Here is a 24,939-nt window from a genome sequence, read left to right as displayed (position 1 = left end):
GCCCGGCGCCCTGCCGAGCGTGAGCAACCGGTTTCTGGATGCTAGGAGACCGCTTTCCGACGAGCCACGCCCAAAACGATTCGGCACCGTGTTTCTCATCGGACCGACCTACGTGATCGGCTCCACCGGCTGCCGCAGGATCGTCCGCTGCCGCTCGGGCGGCACCCGGCGGAAGTCGCTCAGGTAGATCTCGTGGTGGGTGCCGGTGCGGCGCAGCCCGTTGTCCGGGAGGAACTCGTGGTGCAGCTGCGCCAGCACGCGCGCCTCGTCGTCGAAGGTGCCGACGTGCAGGGTCTGCACGCACCGACCCTCCGACAGGGTGGCGACCCGGACCCCGGCCGCGCGGGACATCGCGGCGGTGACCAGCTCCGGGCCGACCCAGTCGGGGACCAGGACCATGAGCGTCCAGTCCCACCGCGACTTGTCCCGCGCCGTCGTGAAGGCGTCCATGTCCTGCGCCCACCACAGCCCCTCCAGCGGAGGCACCACGTAGTCGCGCCCGAGCTCGCGCCGACTGGCGAACTTCAGGGCGTACGCCACCGGGTAGAGCGCCTCGACGGCCGTCGTGAACGCGGGAGCCGTGTTGGGGTCACCGTGGCCGTCGACCATCAGGTACCGCTGGTCGGGCACGTCGACCACCCGGAACCGGCCCCGCCGCGCCCGGTAGGAGTCGAGGGACTTCTTGAGGTCGGTCTTGTCCGTCATCGCCCGGCCCTTCCTGCCTCCGGAGGCTCCGCGAGAACGGTGTCGGGGGGAGCGCCGCACCGTCAACAGGTCCCGGACGTGCCGGGGGCCCGCACAGCTCACGCCGTGCGGGCCCCCGGGTGCACTCACCTGCCGACGGCCACGACGCCCTTCGCCGGGCGACCCGCACCCGTGTCGAGCACGCGAGCCGCGGGATCGTCCGCTCCGCCCACGCGCGGGTCCCAGACCTGGACCCGGACCGACGACGGCGAACCCTGCGCGACGGTCACCCGCTGGAGGAAGCCACCGCGACCGTTGACCACGGCGGCGGACTCGAGCACCGCCGTGCGGCCCGTCACGACGAGCCACCGGACGTCGTGCCCGACGACCGTCAGCCGCGCGCCCGGCCAGCTCACCAGGGTCGCGCCGACGGCCCGCTTCGGGGAACCGACCCAGCTCGCTCCGACCACGACCGACGCCGATCCGCTGGCGTGGGGCGCAGACGCCGCGGCACCCGCCACCGGCGTGAGGGCGGCGACCGCCGCGACACCGCCCGCAGCCGGGTCGACCACCACGACGCGCGTCGCCGTGGAGCTGACCGTGCCTCCGTCGGCCGTCAGCGTGACCGCCACGTCATAGCTCCCTGCGGCGGCGAAGGAGTGGCTGCCCGACGCGATCGGGGCGTCCCCGCCCGTGACGGCACCGGCGCTCGTGCTGCCGTCGCCCCACGACCAGGTCGCGGTGACGCCGGCCGCGTCGCCGGTCACCACGAAGGGGACCGTCGCCGTGACCTGGGTGCCCACGGCCACGACGGACGGCGTCACGACCGGGGACGCGCTCACCGCCGGCACCGTCGTCGGGGTGTCCGCGTCGAGCCGCTCGCTCTCCTCCTGCGTGAGCTCGGGCTCGACGGGAACCGTCACGTCCGGCAGGTCGACGATGCCGCCGGGCATGCCGATCGCCCCACCGGTGAACATGAGCTCGCCCCAGTCGCGCGCACCGTGCAGCACGCCACGCGAGCCGTCGTCGTTCGCGTCGCGGGCCACGGTGTCGTCCCAGTCGCCGTCGCAGTTGAAGTCGATCCTGTCGCCGGCCGACCCGCGCGCGGACCCGCACGCCATGTGCTCGGTGCGCACGGACTGCGGCGCCCCGATGCCGTCCGCCTCCACGAGCGCGTCCTCGTCGAGGTCGGCCCGAGCGAACGGCGAGTAGTCGAACGTCTCGCTGCCCAGGGGCAGGCCGCTCTGGAACAGGTAGTTCATCACGCTCAGGTAGTTGGGCTTGCGGTTGGTGTGGTCGTCACCGCCGTGCCCGAGCCCGAGGTTGTGCCCGAGCTCGTGCATGAACGTGCCGGCCTGCTCGTCGACCGCCCCGACGTCGCCGGACCAGCCGCCCAGCGACACGACGAAGTCGCTCGCACCCTCCAGGCTGCCCCGGGACATCCCGCTCGTGCTGCCGAGCTGCTCGGAGAGGTGGTGCGACCAGACGTTGTAGTGGAAGACGGGCAGCCGGACCTCGGCGAAGTGGTCGTCCTTGAGGTCGTCGAAGTCGCCCCACTGGTAGCCGAACCAGCCGAAGAGCCCGTTGTTGCCGAGGTGCTCGTCGTGGTCGAGCTCCTCGCCGCCGCTGAGGTCACCCCAGGTCGCTGCGGAGCCGTAGGTCAGCGGCGCGGTGGGCCCGTAGTCGACGTGCAGGTGGACGCCGTGCCGCGCGAACGAGTCGACGACCGCCTGGATCGCGGCGGGCTCCGGCAGGTGCGAGTGGTTGCCGTCGGCCATGTGGTCGATCTCGACGAAGATGTCCGGCACGTTCGGGTCGGCGCCCATCGCCGGCAGGTCCACGACGTCCTGGCCGTCCCCGGTCAGCATCGTCAGGCCGTGGGTCTCCCACTCGTCGAGCAGGCCGTCGCCGTCGCTGTCCTCGGTCGAGCCGAACCGGCAGTTGTTGTCCGTGGACCAGAAGAAGTTGTCGAGGAACGCGGCCGAGTCGTACGAGGAGTCGCCCAGGTCCTGGATCGTCAGGTAGATGTCGACGAAGCCGCTCAGCACCGGTGCACCGGCCCGCAGGCGTGCCGTCCCGCCGTCGTAGGTCGTCCCGGTGCCCGCCTCCATGCCGAACACGGTGTTGATCGACAGCGCGTTGCCCTGGAGGTCCTGGGCGAAGTTGGAGCGTGCCTCGACGGACCCGTCGACGATCTCGGTGTGCCCGTCGCCGATCTGCGCCGTGAAGGCGTCGTTGAACGACGAGCCGACGAACTCGGGGTACTCCTCCGAGTAGAACGCGACGTCGAACGCGAAGCAGCGGGCGTCGCCCGGCGCCTGCAGCTGCAGGTGCAGCTGCACCAGGTCGTCGCCGCCGCTGTTGTCGGAGCCGTCGAGCCCGGTCGTCAGACCGGTGTCGTCGTCGGGCCGCATCGCCTGCGACGCGTCGCCCGTGGACATCACGAGGAAGTCGGAACCGCGGCTCGGGAAGCCGAGTCCGCCCGCGTCGGCGGCGGCGAGCGTCGGCTGCGGACCGGTCGGCGGGTCCGGGTTGGGGTCCTCGGGGTCGGGGTCGACCGGATCTGGCTCGATCGGCACGCCGTCGGAGATCGCGAAGCCCCGCGGGTCCGAGTCCCCGATGTCGGCCGACACGAGGGAGTCCGCTGGGACGTCCATCGCTGCGGCGAGGTCCTCGGCACTCGGCGCTGCCGCCCGGGCGAGAGCGCGCGACGGGTACGTCGTTCCTCCGCGGTCGGGGTCGTCGGCTGCGGAGGCCGGTACCGCCGTGGCGACGAGCGCGACCGCGAGCGCGCACGCGGTGATCAGACGACCGTGCATAGGGGTTGTCTCCTCGGTGGGGTCAGGGCTTGACGACGATGCTGAGGGTCGCGACGGGGCAGGGGGCGTCGGTCGCGCAGATGTCTGCCGCCGAGCGCACGCAGCTGCCCTCGACGGCGACCGTGTACTCGGCCAGGGCGCCGTCGGGCGGGGTGTCGACGAGCAGGGTGTCGACGTGCCGGCGCTCGGCCTCCGGCTCGAGCTCGACCGTGCCGACGACCTCCCAGGCGTCCGCGCCCGGTGCGCGCCGCGCGACCCAGTACTCGGTCGCGCCCAGGTACGCCCGCGTGTCCCGCCACGTCACCACGACGTCGGCACCGTCGGCCTGCGCGACGACGTCCTCGACGTCCGGCGCGCCCGCACACTGCTCCTCGAGGGCGACGCCGTCGCTCGACGACGGCTCGGCCGCCGGTGCCCCGCCGCAGCCGGTCAGCCCGACGACGACGGCCGCGACCAGGCACGACGCCCGCAGCACCGACCTCATCGCGCCCCCTCGACCGGCCGCCCGGTCGGCGGTGACCCGAACGGTAGGGACCGGGACGGGCGTCCGGGGGCGATATGGGCGGGAAGTCACCTGATCGGACGCGGCGCGGGGTCGGGGTGGGCGGCGGAACGGGTCAGCGGATCCGGAAGACGTCCACCACGTGCGGGGCATCGATCAACGTGTGCGGCGCGAGGGCGTGGTAGGCCCAGACGTGCACCCACGCGTTGCCGGTCCGCACGGTGAGCACGGTCTTCACCATGCCGGGCGTGAGGTAGACGAAGAACAGGAAGACGACGGACAGCACGGCGTCGGTGGGGCTGGTGAACACGGTCCAGGCGTCCCACACGTGCAGGAGCGTGTAGGCGACGCCGCCCAGGACGACGGTCGTCGCGGCGGAGCCGGTGAGCTTGAGGAACCGCGGCACGAGCAGCGCGTAGACGAAGACCATGGCCGGCAGGACCGCCCCCGCCAGGTAGAGCAGGAAGGTGGCGGGCAGACCGACCAGGTACTGCCGCGGTGACAGCTGGCCGACCACGGTCGACACGGTGGCGAACTGGATCGCCGACTCCACCAGCAGGACGACCACGATGAGGCGCGCGTCGCCGCGCCGGTCGCTCGACACCAGGTTCAGCTGTTCCGCCGAGTACCTGCGCCGGAAGACGACGAGTGGCACCACGGCGTAGGCCAGCAGGTTGTAGCCGGCCCACGTCAGGGCCTCCGCAGGCCCGACGTGGTCGTGCGCACCGACGACCGAGCCGGCGAGGTGCAGCCCGAACGGGTGCCAGCCCAGTGCCCTGCCGAGCGCGAACCCGACCATCAGCGCGAGCACCCCGTAGGCGACCAGCAGGACCGTCTCCCGTCGCGTCGTCGCCAGGTCCGGGGCACGCGCGGCGAGGTCCGGGCGGTCACGCCGCCGGGTCAGTGCGCAGACGAGGACCATCATGGCGAGGCCGGTGAGGAGCGCGAGGTTGGTCCCGATCACGTGGTCGACCGACGTGCCCGGGACCCCAGGCCAGTCGAACGGCAGGTTGCGCCCGGCCAGCAGGAGGACCAGGACGTTCGCCGTCACCCACAGGACGGCGGTGACCTGGACGCTGCGCTGCCGGGCGAGCGCACGGAGGGTGGCGCCCGGCGTGGCCGCGCGGGACTCGATCTGGCTGACCATGGCGCATCCCTTCGTAGTACGACTGTGCTAACTCCAGGAAGTTAGCACGGCTGTGCTACAAAGGGCAGGTGCCCAAGCTCGTCGATGCCGACGCCCGACGCCGCGACCTCGCCGAGGCGACCTGGCGGGTGATCCGCCGCGACGGCCTCGAGAACGCGTCCGTCCGCAACGTGGCGCGCGAGGCCGGCCTGTCCGCCGGCTCGCTGCGGCACATGTTCGCGACGCAGGCCGAGCTCCTGGTGTTCGCCATGAACCAGGTGGTCGACCGCGTCGAGGCGCGGCTCGGCGCGCTCGATCCCGCCGGCGACCCGCTCGACGCCGCCCAGCGGCACCTCGTCGAGCTGTTGCCCCTCGACGACGAGCGCCGCCAGGAGAACGAGGTCTGGATCGCGTTCACGGCCCGTTCGCTCGTGGACCCCCTGCTGCGGGAGTGCGCCGCGCGCAACCACGACCTCCTGCTGGAGGGCTGCCGCCACTGGGTCGCCGCCATCGCGGGCGGACGGGTGGACGTCGACGTCGAGGCACAGCGGCTGCACGCCCTGCTCGACGGCCTCGCGGTGCACGCGGCGATCCGCCCGCAGGTCGACTCCGCCGACCGGTGCCGCGAGATCCTGCTGCACCACCTGACGACACTCGCCGGCTGACGCTCCCCACGGCCCGGAACGCCGAACCGTGCTGTCGTCCCCGACTCAGTCGGTAGTCGGTGGTCCTGTGGCCGATCTCCGGTCGTGGGTGGGGTGGGGCGCCTGTCGCAACCCTCCGCTCTCTGGGGTTCGCCACCAGCCGGCGCACCGCGTGGCTGCTGGCCGTCGGGGTCGCTGGCGCAGTGGCGCTGCTGGGGATCTTCGTTCTGACTCAGCCGTAGACGCAGACGGAGGCACCGCCGGTCGATGTTGGCATCGATGCTGCGCAGGGCAGACGTTCGCGACGAACATGGTTCGCTGGTGGCGTGAGTAGATCCGACCATGTCTCCGGTGGTGGTGCCGGGGTGGCTGTCGCAGCTGTGACTGCCTTGGCCGGTGTGGCACTGGTGGTCACCGCGTGGTTCGTCGTGGGGTCGAGCCACGCCGTCTTCCCCGCACTGGTCACGTGCCTGTGGGTCGGGGCCGCCGCATTCGTCGGTCCTGGGGTCGGGGACTCGATACCGGTGCACTGGACGCGCGTGTCGTCCCGGGAGCTGAACTGGCACCGCCGGTTGGGTGTTGCACGGTTCGACCGGCTCCTTGAGTGGATCGGCTGGAATCGGGTGGTCCGCGCGATGCGCGGCGCAGCGGCACCGCTGGACCGCTCCGCAGTGGGGGACCTGCAGCGCCACGTCCGTGCGGCGATGGCCGGTCACGCCATGGCGGCGGTCGTGCACCTGGCGGTCACGGTCGCGTGCCTGCTGGCGGGGTCGATGGTGAGTGCTGCAGTCACCGCCGCGGCGGGAGCTGTGCTGCACGGCTGGCCGATGCTGTTGCAACGGTCGACCCTGGCGAGGATTCAACGTCTTCGACGAACCCGTTCGGTGCACAGTTCCTGGCACGAGGAGAACGGCCCGTAGCACGGGTCCTTCGACGAAGGGTTCCGGGGACACCGGGGCTGGACGCCTCCGAAGGGCGGCCTGATGATCGATGCAGTGACGGCATGTCTCCCCTGGGGTCCGGGGCGGCAGACCCCACCTGTTCAGGGGAACGACAAAGAGTCGGGAACCCTGGGGTCCCCGACTCTCGGTCTCCCTGGAATATCTCCCAAGGATCTGTGCGCGAGGGGGGATTTGAACCCCCACGCCCTTTCGGACACTGGCACCTGAAGCCAGCGCGTCTGCCGTTCCGCCACTCGCGCGCGCCGCAGAACATTAGCACGACGGAGGGGCAGCTCTTGAACCGGCCGAGGCGCCCCGGGGCCTCCCGGGAACGACGCCGCGCGCACATCACCCGACAAGAGGCCCCGTACCGGCTGGTCGCAGATACGATCAAGGCGGATTGCGGGTACAGCACCGGCACAGAGACGCGCACGAGGGACGGGGAGGTGGGCATGGGCATCCTCGACAGGTTCGAGAACGGCGTCGAACGGGTGGTCAACAACGCCATCGCCAAGGCCTTCAAGAGCGAGCTCAAGCCGCTCGACCTCTCCAGCGCGCTGCGCCGCGAGGTCGACGACCGGGCGGCCGTGGTGGGCCGGGACCGAACCGTCGTGCCCAACGAGTTCACGATCGAGCTGGCAACTGCCGACTACGACCAGGTGGAGTCGTGGGGTGCGGAGGCGTTGGCGGACGAGTTCGCCAACAACGTCACGGACTACGCGGCCAGCCAGCGCTACGCGTTCGTCGGGCCGGTGACCGTGTCGTTCAGCGAGGACACCGAGCTGGAGCCCGCCCGGTTCCGGGTGCACAGCGCGACGGTGCGCGGTGCCGTGGCCCCCGCATCGGCCACCTCGGCGCCGAGCGCGCGGCACCCGCTGGTGGACATCGACGGTCAGCGCTACATCCTGACCGGGCCCGTCACGGTCATCGGCCGCGGGTCGGAGGCGGACATCATCGTCGACGACCCGGGAGTCTCCCGTCGGCACCTGGAGATCCGCGTGACGCCCGACGGGGTCGTCGCGACGGACATGGGCTCGACCAACGGACTGTTCGTCGAGGGCCACCAGGTTCCGGCCGCGACCCTGCTGGACGGCAACACGCTGACCATCGGGCGCACCCGGATCCTGTTCTGGACAGGCGGCGAGCCGGACCCCGACGAGTGACGCGCACCCATGAGTGAACTGACCATCACCCTGCTGCGGCTGGGGTACCTGGCCCTGCTGTGGGTGCTGGTGATCTTCGCGATCGGTGTGCTGCGCCGCGACCTGTACGGCACCCGGATCACCGACCGCCGACGGCGCAAGTCGCCCGCCGTGGCGGCGGCGGTCGCGACGGAGCCCGCCAAGCCCGAGACGGCGCCGGTGCGCACTCCGCGCTCGAGCCGCAGCGGTTCGGGACCCGGGCGGCTCGTCGTCACGGAGGGTCCGCTGCGTGGCACGATCGTCCCGCTCGGGTCGTCGGCGGTCCTGATCGGTCGCGCGCCCGGCTGCACCCTCGTCCTGGACGACGACTACTCGTCGTCCCGGCACGCCCGGATCTTCCCGCAAGGGGGTCAGTGGTACGTCGAGGACCTCGGATCGACGAACGGGACATTTGTGGCTGACCAGCGCGTCGAGGCTCCGACCCCCGTGCCGACGGGTACACCCGTCCGCGTGGGCCAGAGCGTTCTCGAGCTGCAGAGGTAACCGGTGACCGTCGCACTCAGGTACGCGGCACGGTCCGACGTCGGACTCGTGCGCTCCAACAACCAGGACTCGGCGTACGCCGGTCCGCACCTGCTGATGGTCGCGGACGGCATGGGCGGGCACGCCGGGGGCGACGTCGCCTCGTCGGTGGCGGTCGCCGCGTTCGCGCCGCTCGACGGCGAGTCCCACGGCCCCGACGACGCGCTGGACGAGCTCGAGGCGGCGCTCGCCGACGCCCGCGACGAGATCATCGCCCGCAGCGACGCCGAGCCGGACCTCAGCGGCATGGGCACGACCGTGCTCGCCATCCTGCGCGCCGGGAACAAGCTGGCCATGGTGCACCTGGGCGACTCGCGCGGCTACGTGATGCGCGACGGCGTGCTCACGCAGGTCACCACGGACCACACGTTCGTGCAGCACCTGGTGGACATCGGCCGGATCACGCCCGAGGAGGCCGAGCACCACCCGCAGCGCTCCGTCGTGATGCGTGTGCTCGGCGACTTCGACCCCGAGGTCACGCCCGACCTGTCGGTGCGCGAGGCCCGCCCGGGCGACCGCTGGCTGCTGTGCTCCGACGGGCTGTCCGGCTTCGTCAGCGCCGACACCATCGAGGAGACGATGGCGTCGATCAAGGACGTCGACGCGTGCGCGGACCGGCTCGTGCAGCTCGCGCTGCGGGCCGGCGGCGGGGACAACATCACGGTCGTGCTCGCGGACGTCATCGAGCTCGACGACGTCGCGGACGGCGCCGGACCGACGACGAACGCGACCGTGGTCGGCGCGGCCGCCCTGACCCGCAACGACCCGACGGCCGCGGCCGACGGACCGGCTGCGCGTGCGGCCGGCCTGGCGCGCGCCGCGCAGGCCGAGCAGAGCGACGACGAGACTGCCGTCGCGACGACGCCGGACGACGACGAGCCGCCTGCGCCGCCCCGGCGCTGGCGAGCCGTGGTCGCCTGGGTGGCCACCGCGGTGGTCGTCCTGGGGGCCGCCGGGATCGCGTACGGCTGGACGCAGACGCAGTACTACGTCGGCGTCGACGACGGGGAGGTCGCCATCTTCCGCGGCCTTCCGCAGACGCTCGGGCCGGTCGCCCTGTCCTCGGTGGTCGGGCAGACCGGTACCGCGCTCGACGACCTGACCTCGGGCTACCTGCGCGAGCGCGTGGAGCAGACCATCCACGCCGACTCCCTGGACGACGCCCGCGAGCTGGTCAGCATGCTCGAGGACGACACGGTCACCCGCCGGGCGGCGACGCCGGCCCCGTCCTCGTCAGCGACGGTCGCCCCGTGAGCAGCGCGTGATGGCTACCGTCCAGCCGCACCGGGTCCGGGCCGGCCGGGGGGTCGAGCTCGGCCTCCTGCTGCTCGCGCTGGCGATCGGCGTGGCGTCGTACGCGCTCGTCGGCATCGGCACCACCGACCAGGTGCCGCCCGACGTGCTCGGTTACGGCATCGGCATGGCCGCGCTGGCGATCGGCATCCACCTGGTGCTCCGGTGGCGGGCACCCTTCGCGGACCCGGTGATCCTGCCGATCACGGTGGCGCTCAACGGCATCGGCCTGGCGATGATCTACCGGATCGACTTCGCCTACGCCGCGCGCGGCCGGGAGGACACGTTCGCGCAGCGGCAGCTCGTGTGGACGGCGATCTCCGTGGTCCTCGCGGCGGCGGTCATCGTCCTGCTGCGCGACCACCGGACGCTGCGGCGCTACACCTACACCGCGATGGTCGCCGGTCTGGTGCTCGTGGCGCTGCCGCTGGTCCCCGGCCTCGGCGTGTCCATCAACGGCGCGAGCATCTGGGTCCGGGTGGGCGGGGTGGGCTTCCAGCCCGCCGAGTTCGCCAAGATCGCCTTCGCGATCTTCTTCGCGGGGTACCTGGTCACGCACCGCGACACCCTGGCGCTCGCCGGGCCCAAGGTGCTCGGTCTGCAGCTGCCCCGGCCGCGGGACCTGGGGCCGATCCTCATCGTCTGGGGTGCGTCGGTCGCCGTGCTCGTGCTCGAGCGTGACCTGGGCACCTCGCTGCTGTTCTTCGGGTTGTTCGTCGCGATGCTGTACCTGGCCACCGAGCGGCTCAGCTGGATCATCATCGGCCTGCTGCTGTTCGTCGTGGGCGCGGGCGTCGCGGCCAGCACGTTCTCCCACGTCGGGGCCCGCTTCGACGCCTGGCTGCACGCCTTCGACCCCGCGGTGTTCGACCAGAGCCCCGGAGGCTCCGGGCAGCTGGTGCGCGGCCTGTTCGGCATGGCCAGCGGTGGGCTGTTCGGCACCGGCTGGGGGCAGGGCCGGCCGGACCTCGTGCCGTTCGCCGAGTCCGACTTCATCGTCGCCTCGCTGGGCGAGGAGATCGGCCTGACCGGCCTGCTCGCCGTGCTGGTCTGCTACGCGATCCTCGCCGAGCGCGGCATGCGCACGGCGATCGGTGTGCGCGACGGGTTCGGCAAGCTGCTGGCGGGCGGGCTGGCGTTCATCGTCGCGCTGCAGACGTTCGTCGTGGTCGGCGGCGTCACCCGGGTCATCCCGCTGACCGGCCTGACCACGCCGTTCGTCGCGTACGGGGGCTCCTCGCTCGTCGCCAACTGGGTGATCGTCGCGCTGCTGCTGCGGATCTCCGACGAGGCCCGACGCCCGGCGCCGTCGATGAAGCCGTCCCTGACGCCCATCGCCGGTACGCCGGTCGTCGGCGGCAGCACCGAGGATGATCGGCCGACCGAGATCGTGCAGGGGGTGCGATGAACACGCCCCTGCGACGCCTGGCGACGGTCGTCCTCGTGATGTTCGTGGGCCTCATGGCCAGCGCCACGTGGGTGCAGTACGTCCAGGCGGACCGCCTCAACAACGACAGCCGAAACGTCCGCACGCTCTACCGCGAGTTCGGCAACGCCCGCGGACCGATCGTCGTCGCGGGTGAGGCAGTCGCGCTGTCCACCCCCGTCGAGGACTCCTACGGGTACCAGCGCTCGTACACCAACGGTGACCTCTACTCCACGATGACCGGGTTCTACTCGGTGGTGAACGGCCGCAGCGAGCTCGAGCGTGCGGCGAACGCCGAGCTGACCGGCCGCGGTGACCAGTTGTTCTTCTCCCGCATCAGGGACCTGGTCACCGGCCGCCAGCCCGAGGGCGCGGCGGTCGAGACGACGCTCGTCCCGGCGGCGCAGCAGGCCGCGCTCGACGGCCTGGGTGGTCAGCAGGGTGCCGTCGTCGCGATCGAGCCGTCGACCGGCAAGATCCTCGCGCTGGTCTCGACGCCTGGGTTCGACCCGAACGCGCTCGCGTCCCACGACACCAAGGCCGCGGGCGCGGCGTACCAGGCGCTGAGCTCCGCCGAGGGCAACCCCCTGCGCAGCAAGGCGACGCAGGAGCGGTACCCGCCCGGGTCGACTTTCAAGCTGATCACCGCGGCGGCCGCCCTGGAGAGCGGGCAGTACACGGTGGACAGCACGCTGCCCGCACCGGAGCGGCTCACGCTCCCGCAGACCACCGCGACCATCGGCAACTTCGGCGGCGGCGGCTGCGGTTCCGACCCCATCACGCTGGCGGACGCGGTCCGCATCTCCTGCAACACGGCCTTCGGCCAGCTGGGACTGAACGTCGGCAGCGACGCCCTGCTCGAGCAGGCGGAGCGGTTCGGCTTCAACGACCCCGACCTGACCATCCCCATGCTGGTCGCGGACAGCGTGTTCCCCGAGGAGATGGACGGGCCCGTCACCGCGCAGTCGGCCATCGGCCAGCGCGACGTGCAGGCCACGCCGATGCAGATGGCGATGGTGTCCGCGGCGATCGCCAACGGCGGCCGCCTGATGACGCCGTACATCGTGCAGACCGTGCGCTCCGCCGACCTGCAGCGGGTGTCCGAGACGGAGCCGGAGCTGTACTCGACGGCCGTCTCGCCGGGGACGGCCGCGTCGCTGCGGGACATGATGGTCGGCGTCGTCGACAGCGGGTCGGGCACCTCCGCGAAGATCTCGGGTGTCCAGGTGGCCGGCAAGACGGGCACCGCGCAGACGGCCGACGGACAGGCGCCGCACGCGTGGTTCACGGCCTTCGCCCCCGCCGATGCCCCGCGCGTCGCCGTGGCGGTGTTCGTCAAGAACGGCGGCAACGCCGGCGACGAGGCGACGGGCGGCCGGATCGCGGCGCCCATCGCGAAGGCAGTCATCCAGGCGGTGCTGGGCCAGTGAAGACGGCATCGGGAATCCTGCTCGGCGAGCGCTACCGGCTGCTCCGCCAGATCGCCGTCGGCGGCATGGGTGAGGTCTGGGAGGGCTACGACGACGCCCTCGCCCGGCCGGTCGCGGTCAAGGTGCTGCGTTCCGAGTTCGCCGGGGACCGGGGCTTCCTCGAGCGCTTCCGCACCGAGGCCCGCAACTCCGCGTCCCTGTCGCACCCGAACATCGCGCAGCTGTTCGACTACGGCGAGCAGGACGGCTCCGGGTTCCTGGTCATGGAGCTGGTGGTCGGCGAGCCCCTGTCCGACCTGCTCGAGCGCGAGCCCGTGCTGCCGCCCCGGCGGCTGCTGCCGATCCTCGCGCAGACGGCCCGCGCCCTGCACGCGGCACACCTGGCGGGCGTCGTGCACCGGGACGTCAAGCCCGGCAACATCCTGCTCGGCAGGGGCGGACGGGTGAAGATCACCGACTTCGGCGTCTCGCTGGCGCGCAACCAGGTGAACATGACCGCCACCGGGATGGTCATGGGCACCGCCCAGTACCTGTCCCCGGAGCAGGCTGTCGGCAAGCCCGCGACGCCCCTGTCGGACCTGTACTCGCTGGGGATCATCGCCTACGAGGCCCTCGTCGGTCACCGGCCCTTCACCGGGCCGACGGCGGTCGACATCGCGGTGGCGCACGTGAACAACCCGGTTCCGCCGCTGCCGTCGAGCGTGGACAAGCCGCTCGCCGAACTGGTCCTGCGGCTGCTGTCCAAGGACCCCAGCGCACGGCCCGCGTCCGGTGAGGAGCTCGCGCAGCTGCTCGACAAGCTGGTGCCCCGCACGCCGCCCTCGGGGATCCCCGTGCTGGTCGGAAAGCCGCAGCGGGCCCCCGACACGTTCGCGACCGCGGTCACCACGGCCAAGGACGCGGCGGCGGCACGGCCGCCGTCGTACCCGCCCCGGCGCACCCGTCGCAGCGACGAGCCGACGGGACGCGCCGCCATCCGGCGGGCCTCGACCAGCACGGGGCTGCGACTGGGACGCTCCGGGCACCTGTCGTGGCCGCTGCTCGCCCTCGCGCTGCTGCTCATCGGCCTGCTGGGTGCCGCGGTCGCGACGCAGCTCACCAAGGCCGACGGTCCCGCGGACGGCGGAAGCCGGTTGACCGCCTCGGCCCCCCATTACCCTCGTGGCGACACCCTGGATGGGATGATCACGGAGAACGGGACAGCGGCGCACGCCGCAGTCCCGGCATCGACGGAAGCAAAGGACGCCTAGTGGTGGACGACGGATCCCGCACCCTCGCCGGACGGTACGAGGTCGGCGAGCTCATCGGCCGGGGTGGCATGGCCGAGGTGCACATCGGCCACGACACCCGGCTCGGCCGCACGGTGGCCATCAAGATCCTGCGCTCGGACCTGGCCCGCGACCCCTCGTTCCAGAACCGGTTCCGCCGGGAGGCCCAGTCCGCCGCCGCGCTGAACCACCCGGCCATCGTCTCGGTCTACGACACCGGTGAGGACGTCTTCACCGAGCCGACCGGCGTCGTCGCCCACGTGCCGTTCATCGTCATGGAGTACGTGGAGGGGCACACCGTCCGCGACATCCTGCGCGACGGCCACGCGGTGCCCATCGAGGAGGCCGTGGAGATCACCGCGGGCGTGCTGTCCGCGCTCGAGTACTCCCACCACGCCGGGATCGTGCACCGCGACATCAAGCCCGCCAACGTCATGCTCACGCCGACGGGCGCGGTCAAGGTCATGGACTTCGGCATCGCCCGCGCGATGGCGGACTCCGCCGCGACGATGACCCAGACGCAGGCCGTCATCGGCACCGCGCAGTACCTGTCGCCCGAGCAGGCCCGCGGCGAGACGGTGGACGCCCGCTCCGACCTGTACTCCACGGGCTGCCTGCTGTTCGAGCTGCTCACCGGCCGGCCGCCGTTCACCGGCGACTCTCCCGTGGCCGTCGCCTACCAGCACGTCCGCGAGGCGGCTCCCGTGCCGTCCACCTTCGCCTCCGACGTGCCGGACGCGCTCGACCGCATCACGCTCAAGGCTCTGGCCAAGGAGCGCGACGCCCGCTACTCCAGCGCCGCCGAGTTCCGCTCGGACCTCGAGGCCGCGGTGCGCGGCGGTGCCGTCGGCGCCCCGGCCGTGGGGGCGCTCGCCGCCGCGACGCTCGTGGCGACGCCCGCGACCGAGGCCACGCAGCTGATGGGGCCGCCGGTGACGGCGACCCAGACGATGCCGCCCGCGACCGCGCCCTGGGCGTCGACCGGCGCAGGCGTGACCACCACGACGACCGGCGGTCCGGGCGACGAGGAGGAGCCGACCAAGCGCAAGTGGCTGCTGCCGCTGCTCGTCGGGATCGCGGTGCTCGCGGTCGCCGGGATCGTCGCCCTCCTGATCGCGAACGCGAACAGGACCGCGGCACCCACCACGGTCGAGGTCCCCTCCGTGGAGAACCTGACCGCGGCCGAGGCGCAGGCGGCGATCGAGGCCAAAGAGCTCGTCTTCGTGCGCGCGGAGGAAGCCTCGGCCACCATCGCTGCCGACCACGCCATCCGGTCGGACCCGGCGGAGGGCGAGCCGGTCCTTCCCGGCTCGGAGGTCACGGTCTTCATCTCCACCGGACCGGCCAGCCTGGCCGTGCCGTCGGTCGCGGGCAGGACCGAGCAGGAGGCCACCGACATCCTCACCGACGCCGGCCTGGTGGTCTCCGCCACGCGGCAGGCCGACGACAACCCCGCCTTCCCGCAGGGCCAGGTCACCAAGACCGACCCGGCCGAGGGCGCGTCGGTGAGCGCCGGGTCGACCGTCACGCTCTTCGTCTCCACCGGCAACGTCCTGGTCCCCGACGTGACCGGCAAGACCAAGGCGGAGGCGACGCAGCTGCTCAACGACGCCAAGCTCCAGGTCAACACCTCGACGGTGGAGTCGTCCAACCCGCCGGACACGGTGGTGTCCCAGGACGTCCCGGCCGGTACGCCGGTCAAGCAGGGCCGGGTCATCAACCTGCAGATCGCCGTCGCGCCCACCACGGCCACGATCCCGCAGGGGCTGGCCGGCCAGACCTACGAGCAGGTCGTGGCTGCCCTCCGGGCGGTCGGGCTCAACAACGTCAACCGCATCGACGACACGTCCGACGAGCCGGCCGGCACGGTTCTCCGGACCGACCCGACCGCTGGCGACGAGGTGCCGCTCGACCAGCAGGTCGACGTCCACGTGTCGAAGGGACCGAGTGGGCCCAACCCCAGCCCGTCGGGCACGTCGGGCCCGCCGAGGCCGTAGCGACCACGAAGGGGCCGTCCCGCCGGGACGGCCCCTTCGTCGTGCGGTCAGAGGCGGACGAGCGGGTGCAGCCCCTCGGAGCGCGCCACGGCCTGGTCGTCGCCGCAGATCTCGAGCCAGTTGGCCAGCAGGCGGTGGCCGCCCTCGGTGAGCACCGACTCGGGGTGGAACTGGACCCCGTGCAACGGCAGCGAGACGTGCTGCAGGCCCATGATGATGCCGTTCGCGGTCGCGGTGACCTCGAGGTCGGCCGACACGGTGCCGTTCACGACCGCGAGCGAGTGGTAGCGCGTGGCCGTGAACGGGTCGGGCAGACCCGCCAGCACACCCTCGCCCTTGTGCTCCACCCGGCTGGTCTTGCCGTGCATCAGCTCGGGCGCGTGCGTCACCGTGCCGCCGAACACCTCACCGAGCGCCTGGTGGCCCAGGCACACCCCGAGCATCGGCACGCCCGCGTCGGCGCAGTCCCGGATCACCTGGATGCTCTGCCCCGCGTCGGCGGGCGTGCCCGGTCCCGGGGAGACGAGCACCCCGTCGAAGTCGGCGCGCTCCTCGACCGGCGGGACCGCGTCGTTGCGCACCACGACCGTCTCGGCGCCCAGCTGGTTCAGGTAGCCGACGATCGTGTAGACGAACGAGTCGTAGTTGTCGACCACGAGGATCCGCGTTGTCGATGGCACTGTCACTCACCCACAGTCGTCTCGTTGAACGGCATGAACGGCGCGATCGCCGGGAACAGCCACAGGAAGCAGACGGCGAGCACCGCGAACGCCGCCAGCGTCAGGATCAGCGCACGGACCGCCGCACGCCCGGGCAGCCGGCGCCACAACCATCCGTACATCAGCGCCCTCCGTCCTGCTCCACGGTGACCATCATGCGCCACCGGTCAGCTCGACCGGGATCCCGTCCGCCGTCGGTGCCCAGTAGTCCAGCACCCCGTGCACGATGAACCGCTCCCGCGCGGAGAACATCGGGTGGCACGTGGTGAGGGTGATCAGGCGCTCGGTCGGCACCGCCCCGGGCTCGCCGGGCACGGGTGCGATGACGTCGACCTGTCCGGGGTCGACGATCTGCGTGGACGTCACCCGGTAGACGTACCAGACGTTGTCCGTCGTCCGGATCACGAGCGGGTCGCCCGGCTGTAGCTCCGCGACCCGGTTGAACGGCTTGGCGTAGGTGGTCCGGTGACCGGCCAGGGCGACGTTGCCGAGCCCACCCGGCATCACCGTGCCCTCGTAGTGCCCGATGCCCAGCACGTCGAGCACGGTGGCCCGCTCCGTGCCCTCGCTGACCGGCCGCGCGGGCTCGCCGTCCCAGCGCGGCACCTGGATCGTCGCGAACGTCGTCCCGTACGCCGGCTCCGCCATCACGGGCGGCTCGTCGCGGCGCGGGGTGGCGATGACCGGCCCGGCGTTCACGCTGTCGGCCGTCGGCACCGGCTCGAACGGGAGCTCGCGCACGATCTCCGCCTGCACGCGGTTGCCCTCGACGTCCGTCCACCACAGCTGCCACACCAGGAAGGCGAAGATCAGGACGCCGAAGGTGATCAGGAGCTCCCCGACGACGCCGACGACGCCGTAGACCGTGTCGTGCCGGCCGGGCTGATGCCTGCGCGTCTCGGTCGCCGTCGCGCCGGTCATCCCGTGCCGTCCGGGTCCATCCCCGCGGGCGGCGTCCGGTCCTCGCTCTCGGCCTCCGCCCGCTCGAGGCCGGGCAGGATCTCGACGCCGTCGGGGACGGTCGCGGCGCTCAGCTCGGTCGCGCCCGAGTAGGCGTCGAGCACCAGCGGCTCGTCGGCGTCGGTCACCGACCAGCCGAGTCCCACGTCGGCGGCGTCACGCACGTACGACTGCACCGCCGACGACGCCAGGAGCGCCCGGCGCAGGTCCTCGGGATTCCCGATGGCGGTCACCACGTAGGGGGGCGAGTAGAGCCGACCGTGCAGCTTGAGCACGTTGCCCGCGCACATGAACGCGCTCGTGGAGATCACCCGCTGGTCCATGAGCTCCATCGCCTCGGCGCCGCCGGCCCACAGGGCGTTCATCACGGCCTGCAGGTCCTGCTGGTGCACGACGAGCACGTCCGCGCTCACCTCCTCGCGCCGGGGCGAGTCCGTGGGCGCGTCGTCGAGGCGGACGGTCAGCCCGGGCCCGGTGACCGGCACGAGGCCGCCCTCGACCACGTAGGCCGGGCTCGGGGTCCCCACGGACGTCCCGGCCGCCTCGTTCGCGGTCGAGGTCAGAGAGTCGACGTGGGCGCGCAGGGAGTCGACCTCCGTGGCCAGACGCTCGACCCGGCCGGTCTCGACCCTCGCCAGGTCCCGCAGGTCCTGCGGGTGCCGCTCGCCGGACGCGCGCGCGAACTTGGCGTTCGCCGCGAACAGGGCGCCCGACAGGGCCAGGACGAGCGCGACGGAGAGCGTCCCGCGCGCGACGCGGCGACGCACGCGGTGCGGGTGATCGGTCACGGACGGCTCCTCGGACGGGTCCAGCCAGTGCGGGTGGGCACTACGCTAGGTCACGATGCGACGAGTCCGTGACGATGCGGCCCCGGCGCAGCTTGTTCGACCGCCCCACGACCACGGCGTCACGCCCGTGGTCCCCCGCGGCCCCCGGGCCGCACCGCCGCAGGACAGGAGCACCGGACGTGCCTGAGTCGAAGTCGCGCAAGAAGGCGACGTACACGCCGCCGCCCGCCAAGTCGGACGGACCCAAGGTCAACGCGCCCTGGTTCCTGCCCGTGATGCTGGGCCTGATGATCCTCGGGCTCATCTGGATCGTGGTCACGTACCTGACGCAGTCGCAGTACCCGATCCCCGAGATCAACCAGTGGAACCTGCTCATCGGCTTCGTCTTCATCATCGCCGGGTTCGCCATGACGACCCGCTGGCGCTGACCGACCACAGACCGCTCGCCACGGCGCCGCTCGCATCCGCGGGCGGCGCCGTCGCCGTCTGCGCCGCGCTCTGTCCCCAACCGTCGCCCACCGCGGCGCCCGGTTCATCGTCCACAGGCCGGCATCCTGACCTGCGGGTACACCCGCTCCGTCCCCAGCGGTGCACAACTCTGTGGATAACTACAGCGGTGTAGTTCCACAGGTGTGGGTAACCGTGGGGACGGGCTCGGGAGGGTCGAAACCTGCTCTCCGCGGCCTCGTGCGGGCCGGGAGTCCTGCCGCCGCGCGCGCCCATCGTGACGGATGCGGCAGGAGGCCGCACCACGAGCCGGGGTCAGCTGAAGGTGAGGACCGAGGCGTAGGTGAGCAGCGTCGCGACGACGAGCACGGCGGCGATCGTCAGGGGCGCGGCCACGGCGACGAGCCGGCGCCGAGCGGCGGGGGCGTAGGCGTAGGCAGCCGCGAGCGCCGCGCCGGTGACGAGTCCGCCCACGTGCGCCTGCCACGCGATGTTGGCCATGACGAACCCGAGCGCGAGGTTGATCCCGATCAGCACGAGGATGCCGCGCACGTCCCCGCCCAGCCGCCTGCTGACCACGAGGACCGCGCCGAACAGGCCGAAGACGGCGCCGGACGCGCCGACGCTGCCGACCGTCCAGCTGTCCGTCGCGGAGGCGAGCAGCACCGATCCGACGGAGCCACCCACGGCCGAGAGCAGGTACAGCGTGATGTAGCGCGCGCGGCCGAGCGTGTTCTCGAGCGTGGGCCCGACGAACCACAGGGCCACCATGTTGAACACGATGTGCAGGTACTGACCGGGGGAGTGCAGGAACGCGGCGGTCAGGAACCGCCAGGGCTCGTAGTACCCGAGGATCGGCGAGAACAGCCAGCGCCCGGTCCAGGTCGGCACCACAAGCTGCAGGACGAAGCTCGCCACGCACAGCCCGATGAGCGTCAGCGTGACGACCGGCCGGCCGTCGTGCCGGACCCCGCCGAGCGCGGTACGGGTGGACGGCAGCGCTCGCGCCGCCTCGGCGACGCAGTCGACGCAGTGGATGCCGACCGCAGCCTGCCGCTGGCACTCCGGGCAGGTGGGCCGGCCGCACCGCTGGCACCGCACGTACGACACCCGGTCCGGGTGACGAGGGCAGACCGGCGGCGCGACCGGCGCGCCCGGCACCCCGCTGTCCGACGAGCCGCTGATGGTGGTCTCAGTCCTCGATGGTGATCGAGTTGATGACGATGTCCTCGACCGGGCGGTCGCCGGGGCGGACCTTGGTCTCCTCGATGGCGTCGACCACGGCGCGGCTCTCGTCGTCGGCCACCTTGCCGAAGATGGTGTGCTTGCCGTTGAGCCACTCGGTGGGTGCCACGGAGATGAAGAACTGCGAGCCGTTGGTGCCGCCGACCTTGCCGGTGGTGGGGTCGAGACGCTTTCCGGCGTTGGCCATCGCGAGCAGGTAGGGCTCGTTGAAGGTCAGCTCGGGGTGGATCTCGTCGTCGAAGTTGTAGCCCGGGCCGCCGCGGCCCGTACCCAGCGGGTCGCCGCCCTGGATCATGAAGCCGGAGATGACGCGGTGGAAGACGACGCCGTTGTACAGCGGGTCGGTCCGCTCCTCACCGGTGGCCGGGTCCGTCCACGGGATCGTTCCCGTGGCGAGTCCGACGAAGTTCTGCACCGTGCGCGGCGCGTGGTTCGGGAAGAGCTCGATCCGGATGTCGCCGGCGGTCGTGTGGAGGGTCGCAAACATGCGAGAAGTCTCGCACGCGCGCCTGCGAGAGGCCTCAAAAACTGCCATTGTGCAGGCCACGGGCCGAAGACCGGCCTGCACAGCGGCCTCCACGGTGGCAGAGTAGGGGGCCAGTGCTGCAGACGACACGGGAGCCGAGAATGCCGTTCACGAAGAGCCGCCCGAACATCGACGTCGACACGGAGAAGCTGAAGGACCAGGCAGCCGACCTGGGTGCCACGCTCGCCGACGCGGCGAAGAGTGCCAAGGAGACGGCGGGGATCGCCGCATCGCGGGCCGGGGACGCCGCGGCCCAGGCCAAGGACTGGACCACCCCGAAGGTCGAGGCGGCCATCGACTGGCTGCTGCCGCGCGTCGAGCACCTCTACAAGGAGAGCGTCAAGGCCGCCGCACCCAAGGTGGAGAGCGCGGCCGAGCGGGTGTCGCCCGCCATCGACACGGCGCACGACAAGCTGGTGGACGACCTGCTGCCCAAGCTCGTGGCCGCGATGAACGACGCCGCGGTCAAGGCCGGTGCGGCCGTCGAGCACGTCGCCGACAGCGCCGCGGTCAAGAGCAAGGGCAAGGCGGCCGCGATCGCCGCCGCCGCCGAGGCCGCGTCGGGCAAGAAGAAGCACACCGGGGCCAAGGTGTTCTGGCTGCTGGCGGCCCTCGCCGGGCTCGGTGCCGGGTTCGCTGCCTGGACGCGGTCGCGGTCGAGCGTCGACCCGTGGGCCGAGCCGTGGGAGCCCGCGGACGCCAGCGGTGCGCACGGCCGTGTGGGCGACGCCGCCGACGCGGTCGGTGAGGCTGCCGGCAGCGCCGTCGCCAAGGGCCGGGACGCCACGCGCAAGGCCGCCGAGAAGGTCACCGCCGCGACGGAGACCTTCACGGACAAGGTCACGGAGGCCAGGGACGACCTGACCGAGAAGGTGGCCGGTGCGACGGACGTCGCCAAGGAGAGGGTCGCCGAGGCCACCGAGGCGGCCAAGAAGGCGACCACCCGCCGCTCCGCCAAGGCGTCCGAGACCGACGCGCCCGACCCCGTGGTCAACCCCGTGGTCGACCCGCCGGTCGAGGGCGGCACGCCCGCCTGACCTGCTGCACGCGAACGGCCCCCGGTCCTCACGGACCGGGGGCCGTCGTCGTCTACCGAAACGTTTTGGCCGTTGACCCTCCCACCGCGCGCTCTGCACGATGCGCGAGGCGCGTCGTGCCGGGGCCGCACGGACGCGACGCCGGGGCGGACCCGCCGTTCCCGCCGTCCCCAGTGCCGTGGAAGAGGACCCCATGCACCGCCCCCGAACTCGCGTCGCGATCGCGTGCAGCACCGTGCTCACCGTCGCCGCCGGCCTGCTCGTCGCCCCGCTCGCGGGGACGGCGACCGCCGCGGAGCCGGCGTTCAACTACGCCGAGGCGCTCCAGAAGTCGATGTTCTTCTACCAGGCGCAGCGGGCGGGTGACCTGCCCGCCGACAACCCCGTCTCGTGGCGGGGCGACTCCGCCCTGACCGACGGCGCCGACGTCGGCAAGGACCTCACCGGCGGCTGGTACGACGCCGGCGACCACGTGAAGTTCGGCCTGCCGATGGCGTTCAGCTCGACCATGCTCGCGTGGGGTGCCATCGCCGCACCGCAGGGCTACACGAAGGCCGGTCAGCTCGACGAGCTCAAGGGCAACCTGCGCTGGGTCAATGACTACTTCGTCAAGGCGCACACCGCACCCAACGAGCTGTACGTGCAGATCGGCGACGGCGAGGCCGACCACAAGTGGTGGGGCCCCGCCGAGGTCATGACGATGGCGCGGCCGTCGTACAAGATCAGCCCGTCCTGCCCGGGCTCCGACGTCGCGGGCGAGACGGCGGCGTCGCTGGCCTCCGCGTCGATCGTGTTCAAGTCCGAGGACCCGACGTACGCGGCGACGCTCCTGTCGCACGCCAAGCAGCTCTACTCGTTCGCGGACACCTACCGCGGCAAGTACTCCGACTGTGTGACCGCCGCCGCCGCGTACTACAAGTCGTGGTCCGGCTACCAGGACGAGCTGGTCTGGGGCGCCTACTGGCTCTACAAGGCGACCGGCGACGCGACCTACCTGGCCAAGGCGGAGGCCGAGTACACCAAGCTCAGCGTCGAGAACCAGACGACCACCCGGTCCTACAAGTGGACCGTCGCGTGGGACGACAAGAGCTACGCGATGTACCCGCTGCTGGCCATGGAGACCGGCAAGCAGCAGTACGTCGACGACGCCAACCGGTGGCTCGACTACTGGACCGTCGGCGTCAACGGGCAGCGGATCCCCTACTCGCCCGGCGGCCAGGCCGTCCTCGACTCGTGGGGCTCGCTGCGGTACGCGGCGAACACCTCGTTCGTCGCGCTGGTGTACTCGGACTGGCTGACCGACACCACCCGCAAGGCCCGGTACCACGACTTCGGCGTCCGGCAGATCAACTACGCGCTCGGCGATAACCCGCGCAAGTCCAGCTACGTGGTCGGCTTCGGGGCCAACCCGCCGCAGAACCCGCACCACCGCACCGCGCACGGCTCGTGGCTCGACTCGCTGACGCAGCCGGAGAAGACCCGTCACGTCCTGTACGGCGCGCTCGTCGGCGGACCCAGCGGTCCGAACGACGCCTACACCGACCTGCGGTCCGACTACACGGCCAACGAGGTCGCCACGGACTACAACGCCGGGTTCTCCAGCGCGCTCGCGCGGCTGACCCAGGAGTACGGCGGCACCCCGCTGGCCGGCTTCCCCGTCGCCGAGCGGCCGGACGGCGACGAGATCTTCGTGGAGGCCATGCTCAACCAGCCGGCCGGCGGCACGTTCACCGAGGTCAAGGCGATGATCCGCAACCAGTCGGCGTTCCCCGCGCGGGCGCTCAAGAACGGCACGCTGCGCTACTGGTTCACGCTCGACGCCGGTGACTCGGCCGCCAACCTCACCCTCTCGGCCAACTACAGCGAGTGCGGCCCGCAGACGGCCACGCCGGTCAGCGCAGGCGGGGGGCTCTACTACGCCGAGCTCACCTGCGTGGGGCAGAACATCCACCCCGGCGGTCAGTCGCAGCACCGGCGGGAGATCCAGTTCCGGGTCAGCGGTGGTTCCACGTGGAACGCCGCGAACGACCCGTCGTTCGCGGGTCTGAGCACCGCCGGTCTGGCCAAGACGAAGGCGATCACCCTCTACGACGGCGGCCGGCTCATCTGGGGCGCCGAGCCGACGGGCACGGTCACCGACACGACCGCGCCGACCGTGCCGAGCACCCCGGTCGCGGCCGGCATCACCTCGACCGGTGCCTCGCTGAGCTGGACGCCGTCCACCGATGCGGGCAGCGGTGTCGCGGGGTACGAGGTCTACCGCGTCCAGGGGACCACCTCGACGCTGGTCGCCTCGACCACCAGCCCGTCGACGGCCCTGTCCGGCCTGACGCCGAGCACCGCGTACTCCTACACGGTCCGGGCCAAGGACGTGGCCGGCAACGTGTCCGCCGCCTCGGCGGCGGGCACGTTCACCACGGCGGAGTCGCCCGTCGAGGTCGTCCCGCCCGGCACACCCGGCACGCCCGTGGCCTCAGCGGTGACGGCGACCGGCGCCACACTGACCTGGACGCCGTCAGCGGCCGGCACCTACGCGGTGGCCGGGTACGACGTGCTCCGGGTCACCGGGACCACGTCGAGCGTCGTCGGCACGGCGACCGGCACGACGTTCGCCGTGACCGGCCTGACGGCGGGGACGGCGTACACGTACGCGGTGCGCGCCAGGGACGCGGCCGGGACCACCTCGCCCGTGTCCGCGGCGGTCACGTTCACCACGGGCGCGGCCACGGACACCACGGCTCCCAGCGTGCCCGGCACCCCGGTCGCCTCGTCGATCACCCAGACCGGCGCGACGCTCACCTGGGCCGCGTCGACCGACGCGGGGGGCAGCGGGCTCGCGGGGTACGACGTGCTGCGGGTCAACGGCACCACCTCGACGGTCGTCGGCACCGCGACGGGCACCACGTTCGCGCTCACCGGTCTCACGGCGAACACCGCGTACACGTACGCGGTGCGCGCCAAGGACGCCGCCGGCAACGTGTCCGCCGCCGGCACACCGGTCGGCTTCTCGACGCTGCCGGCGACGTCCACCAGCAGCTGCGCCGTGACCTACTCGACCAACAGCTGGAACGTCGGCTTCACGGGCAGCGTGCGGATCACGAACACGTCGACCGCGCCGCTGACCTGGACGCTCGGGTTCGCCTTTCCCTCCGGTCAGCGCCTGACCCAGGGGTGGAGCGCGACGTGGGCCCAGACGGGGTCCGCCGTCACGGCCACCGGCCTCGGGTGGAACACGACGCTGGCACCGGGGGCGAGCACGGACATCGGGTTCAACGGCTCGCACGCCGGGACCAACACCGCGCCGACCGCCTTCACTGTCAACGGCACGGCCTGCACGGTCTCCTGAGCGCACGAGAGGGGCGG

At 72.1% G+C, this 24,939-nt stretch carries 22 protein-coding genes and 1 tRNA gene; 12 read left to right on the top strand and 11 right to left on the bottom strand.

Annotated elements, in window-relative coordinates; translation table 11 throughout:
- Nucleotides 1-108: 108 nt before the first annotated feature.
- The 4 genes from KG102_RS00225 to KG102_RS00210 all read right to left on the bottom strand — a co-directional run bounded on the left by KG102_RS00225 (nucleotide 109) and on the right by KG102_RS00210 (nucleotide 5,152).
- A complete protein-coding gene (locus tag KG102_RS00225; protein ID WP_208210620.1) occupies nucleotides 109-705 on the bottom strand; it encodes a GyrI-like domain-containing protein in 597 nt (198 codons plus the stop codon).
- A gap of 125 nt (nucleotides 706-830) precedes the next feature.
- A complete protein-coding gene (locus KG102_RS00220) occupies nucleotides 831-3,503 on the bottom strand; it encodes a choice-of-anchor L domain-containing protein (RefSeq protein ID WP_208289771.1) in 2,673 nt (890 codons plus the stop codon).
- A gap of 22 nt (nucleotides 3,504-3,525) precedes the next feature.
- The gene (locus tag KG102_RS00215; RefSeq protein WP_208289772.1) at nucleotides 3,526-3,987 is read right to left on the bottom strand and encodes a hypothetical protein; all 462 of its coding nucleotides are present in this window, start codon (nucleotides 3,985-3,987) and stop codon (nucleotides 3,526-3,528) included.
- Nucleotides 3,988-4,120: 133 nt separating this feature from the next.
- A complete protein-coding gene (locus tag KG102_RS00210) occupies nucleotides 4,121-5,152 on the bottom strand; it encodes a hypothetical protein (RefSeq protein ID WP_208289773.1) in 1,032 nt (343 codons plus the stop codon).
- 68 nt (nucleotides 5,153-5,220) lie between these two features.
- Here KG102_RS00210 and KG102_RS00205 point away from each other — a divergent pair, with 68 nt between their 5' ends.
- Both KG102_RS00205 and KG102_RS00200 read left to right on the top strand, forming a co-directional pair.
- Nucleotides 5,221-5,796 (top strand): TetR/AcrR family transcriptional regulator, encoded by a 576-nt coding sequence (locus tag KG102_RS00205; protein ID WP_208210628.1) that lies wholly within the window; start codon nucleotides 5,221-5,223, stop codon nucleotides 5,794-5,796.
- A gap of 305 nt (nucleotides 5,797-6,101) precedes the next feature.
- Nucleotides 6,102-6,695 (top strand): glycosyl-4,4'-diaponeurosporenoate acyltransferase CrtO family protein, encoded by a 594-nt coding sequence (locus KG102_RS00200; protein ID WP_208289774.1) that lies wholly within the window; start codon nucleotides 6,102-6,104, stop codon nucleotides 6,693-6,695.
- A 198-nt stretch (nucleotides 6,696-6,893) separates the two neighbouring features.
- On the opposite strand, the gene KG102_RS00195 is transcribed toward KG102_RS00200, so the two are convergent.
- Nucleotides 6,894-6,976: transfer RNA gene (locus KG102_RS00195), tRNA-Leu, on the bottom strand.
- A 192-nt stretch (nucleotides 6,977-7,168) separates the two neighbouring features.
- Between KG102_RS00195 and KG102_RS00190 the strand changes: the two genes are divergently transcribed.
- From KG102_RS00190 to pknB, 7 genes are read left to right on the top strand one after another with little or no spacing between them, the layout of a single operon-like run.
- On the top strand, nucleotides 7,169-7,879 hold the full coding sequence (locus tag KG102_RS00190; RefSeq protein ID WP_208210632.1) for an FhaA domain-containing protein: 711 nt from the start codon (nucleotides 7,169-7,171) through the stop codon (nucleotides 7,877-7,879).
- Between the two features lie 9 nt (nucleotides 7,880-7,888).
- Entirely contained in the window at nucleotides 7,889-8,401 is a 513-nt protein-coding gene (locus KG102_RS00185; protein ID WP_208210634.1) for an FHA domain-containing protein FhaB/FipA, read from the top strand.
- 3 nt (nucleotides 8,402-8,404) lie between these two features.
- A complete protein-coding gene (locus KG102_RS00180; RefSeq protein WP_208289775.1) occupies nucleotides 8,405-9,694 on the top strand; it encodes a Stp1/IreP family PP2C-type Ser/Thr phosphatase in 1,290 nt (429 codons plus the stop codon).
- Between the two features lie 10 nt (nucleotides 9,695-9,704).
- Nucleotides 9,705-11,141, top strand: coding sequence for an FtsW/RodA/SpoVE family cell cycle protein (locus tag KG102_RS00175; protein ID WP_208289776.1), 1,437 nt, complete (start codon nucleotides 9,705-9,707; stop codon nucleotides 11,139-11,141).
- Nucleotides 11,138-12,589, top strand: coding sequence for a peptidoglycan D,D-transpeptidase FtsI family protein (locus KG102_RS00170; RefSeq protein WP_208210640.1), 1,452 nt, complete (start codon nucleotides 11,138-11,140; stop codon nucleotides 12,587-12,589). The genes KG102_RS00175 and KG102_RS00170 overlap by 4 nt, the downstream gene beginning before the upstream one ends.
- Nucleotides 12,586-13,839, top strand: coding sequence for a serine/threonine-protein kinase (locus KG102_RS00165; RefSeq protein ID WP_208289777.1), 1,254 nt, complete (start codon nucleotides 12,586-12,588; stop codon nucleotides 13,837-13,839). The genes KG102_RS00170 and KG102_RS00165 overlap by 4 nt, the downstream gene beginning before the upstream one ends.
- Entirely contained in the window at nucleotides 13,839-15,854 is a 2,016-nt protein-coding gene (gene pknB / locus KG102_RS00160) for a Stk1 family PASTA domain-containing Ser/Thr kinase (protein WP_208289778.1), read from the top strand. The genes KG102_RS00165 and pknB overlap by 1 nt, the downstream gene beginning before the upstream one ends.
- Nucleotides 15,855-15,901: 47 nt before the next feature.
- Here pknB and KG102_RS00155 read toward each other — a convergent pair whose 3' ends face one another.
- From KG102_RS00155 to KG102_RS00140, 4 genes are read right to left on the bottom strand one after another with little or no spacing between them, the layout of a single operon-like run.
- Nucleotides 15,902-16,534: an aminodeoxychorismate/anthranilate synthase component II gene (locus KG102_RS00155; protein WP_208210646.1), complete on the bottom strand. Its 633-nt coding sequence runs from the start codon at nucleotides 16,532-16,534 to the stop codon at nucleotides 15,902-15,904.
- A 2-nt stretch (nucleotides 16,535-16,536) separates the two neighbouring features.
- A complete protein-coding gene (locus KG102_RS00150) occupies nucleotides 16,537-16,695 on the bottom strand; it encodes a hypothetical protein (protein ID WP_208289779.1) in 159 nt (52 codons plus the stop codon).
- Between the two features lie 31 nt (nucleotides 16,696-16,726).
- Nucleotides 16,727-17,494, bottom strand: coding sequence for a class E sortase (locus KG102_RS00145; RefSeq protein ID WP_208289780.1), 768 nt, complete (start codon nucleotides 17,492-17,494; stop codon nucleotides 16,727-16,729).
- On the bottom strand, nucleotides 17,491-18,321 hold the full coding sequence (locus KG102_RS00140; protein WP_208210651.1) for a DUF881 domain-containing protein: 831 nt from the start codon (nucleotides 18,319-18,321) through the stop codon (nucleotides 17,491-17,493). The genes KG102_RS00145 and KG102_RS00140 overlap by 4 nt, the downstream gene beginning before the upstream one ends.
- A 179-nt stretch (nucleotides 18,322-18,500) precedes the next feature.
- Between KG102_RS00140 and KG102_RS00135 the strand changes: the two genes are divergently transcribed.
- The gene (locus KG102_RS00135) at nucleotides 18,501-18,749 is read left to right on the top strand and encodes a cell division protein CrgA (RefSeq protein WP_208210653.1); all 249 of its coding nucleotides are present in this window, start codon (nucleotides 18,501-18,503) and stop codon (nucleotides 18,747-18,749) included.
- Nucleotides 18,750-19,083: 334 nt separating this feature from the next.
- Here KG102_RS00135 and KG102_RS00130 read toward each other — a convergent pair whose 3' ends face one another.
- Nucleotides 19,084-19,878 (bottom strand): rhomboid family intramembrane serine protease, encoded by a 795-nt coding sequence (locus tag KG102_RS00130; RefSeq protein WP_249667398.1) that lies wholly within the window; start codon nucleotides 19,876-19,878, stop codon nucleotides 19,084-19,086.
- Nucleotides 19,879-19,960: 82 nt separating this feature from the next.
- Nucleotides 19,961-20,500 (bottom strand): peptidylprolyl isomerase, encoded by a 540-nt coding sequence (locus tag KG102_RS00125; protein ID WP_208289781.1) that lies wholly within the window; start codon nucleotides 20,498-20,500, stop codon nucleotides 19,961-19,963.
- Between the two features lie 140 nt (nucleotides 20,501-20,640).
- Here KG102_RS00125 and KG102_RS00120 point away from each other — a divergent pair, with 140 nt between their 5' ends.
- Entirely contained in the window at nucleotides 20,641-21,576 is a 936-nt protein-coding gene (locus KG102_RS00120) for a hypothetical protein (protein WP_208289782.1), read from the top strand.
- Between the two features lie 193 nt (nucleotides 21,577-21,769).
- A complete protein-coding gene (locus KG102_RS00115) occupies nucleotides 21,770-24,922 on the top strand; it encodes a glycoside hydrolase family 9 protein (protein WP_208289783.1) in 3,153 nt (1,050 codons plus the stop codon).
- The last annotated feature ends 17 nt before the right edge of the window (nucleotides 24,923-24,939 follow it).

The sequence above is a fragment of the Cellulomonas fengjieae genome (assembly GCF_018388465.1).
Lineage (GTDB): Bacteria > Actinomycetota > Actinomycetes > Actinomycetales > Cellulomonadaceae > Cellulomonas > Cellulomonas fengjieae.
This window is presented reverse-complemented; position numbering and strand designations above follow the sequence as displayed.

Bases quoted from the DNA above. Each gene is read 5' to 3' on its own strand.
- KG102_RS00225 (WP_208210620.1), bottom strand. From the start codon at position 705: ATGACGGACAAGACCGACCTCAAGAAGTCCCTCGACTCCTACCGGGCG.
- KG102_RS00220 (WP_208289771.1), bottom strand. From the start codon at position 3,503: ATGCACGGTCGTCTGATCACCGCGTGCGCGCTCGCGGTCGCGCTCGTC.
- KG102_RS00215 (WP_208289772.1), bottom strand. From the start codon at position 3,987: ATGAGGTCGGTGCTGCGGGCGTCGTGCCTGGTCGCGGCCGTCGTCGTC.
- KG102_RS00210 (WP_208289773.1), bottom strand. From the start codon at position 5,152: ATGGTCAGCCAGATCGAGTCCCGCGCGGCCACGCCGGGCGCCACCCTC.
- KG102_RS00190 (WP_208210632.1), top strand. From the start codon at position 7,169: ATGGGCATCCTCGACAGGTTCGAGAACGGCGTCGAACGGGTGGTCAAC.
- KG102_RS00185 (WP_208210634.1), top strand. From the start codon at position 7,889: ATGAGTGAACTGACCATCACCCTGCTGCGGCTGGGGTACCTGGCCCTG.
- KG102_RS00175 (WP_208289776.1), top strand. From the start codon at position 9,705: ATGGCTACCGTCCAGCCGCACCGGGTCCGGGCCGGCCGGGGGGTCGAG.
- KG102_RS00170 (WP_208210640.1), top strand. From the start codon at position 11,138: ATGAACACGCCCCTGCGACGCCTGGCGACGGTCGTCCTCGTGATGTTC.
- KG102_RS00150 (WP_208289779.1), bottom strand. From the start codon at position 16,695: ATGTACGGATGGTTGTGGCGCCGGCTGCCCGGGCGTGCGGCGGTCCGT.
- KG102_RS00145 (WP_208289780.1), bottom strand. From the start codon at position 17,494: ATGACCGGCGCGACGGCGACCGAGACGCGCAGGCATCAGCCCGGCCGG.
- KG102_RS00125 (WP_208289781.1), bottom strand. From the start codon at position 20,500: ATGTTTGCGACCCTCCACACGACCGCCGGCGACATCCGGATCGAGCTC.
- KG102_RS00120 (WP_208289782.1), top strand. From the start codon at position 20,641: ATGCCGTTCACGAAGAGCCGCCCGAACATCGACGTCGACACGGAGAAG.
- KG102_RS00115 (WP_208289783.1), top strand. From the start codon at position 21,770: ATGCACCGCCCCCGAACTCGCGTCGCGATCGCGTGCAGCACCGTGCTC.